The sequence below is a fragment of the Methyloversatilis sp. XJ19-13 genome, assembly GCF_024580155.1.
GTDB lineage: Bacteria > Pseudomonadota > Gammaproteobacteria > Burkholderiales > Rhodocyclaceae > Methyloversatilis.
In genome coordinates this window covers 1-381 of record NZ_JANINH010000047.1, presented here as the reverse complement: position 1 = coordinate 381, position 381 = coordinate 1, and the positions used below count along the sequence as shown (strand labels likewise).

General features: G+C 62.7%; 1 protein-coding gene. It reads right to left on the bottom strand.

Annotated features, from left to right (window positions below; translation table 11 throughout):
• Positions 1–381, bottom strand: a 381-nt coding sequence (locus NMQ14_RS19650; RefSeq protein WP_257098516.1) for a phosphomethylpyrimidine synthase ThiC, incomplete at both ends; no start/stop codon positions are given.

The following is a 381-nucleotide window of genomic DNA, read 5'->3' as shown; positions in this document are numbered from 1 at the left end:
TCTCTTCGAAGTGCGTGTAGAGGAAGCTCTCCTTGTGGTGCGCCAGGCACCACTTGGCCATGATGGAGCCGCCCCGGCTGACGATGCCGGTCATGCGGTTGGCCGTCATCGGGATATAGGGCAGACGCACGCCGGCGTGGATGGTGAAGTAGTCCACGCCCTGTTCGGCCTGCTCGATCAGCGTGTCGCGGAACATTTCCCACGTGAGCTCTTCGGCCTTGCCATCGACCTTCTCCAGCGCCTGATAGATGGGCACGGTGCCGATGGGCACCGGCGAGTTGCGGATGATCCACTCGCGGGTTTCGTGGATGTGCTTGCCGGTCGACAGATCCATCACCGTGTCGCCACCCCAGCGGATGGCCCAGGTCATCTTGTCGACCT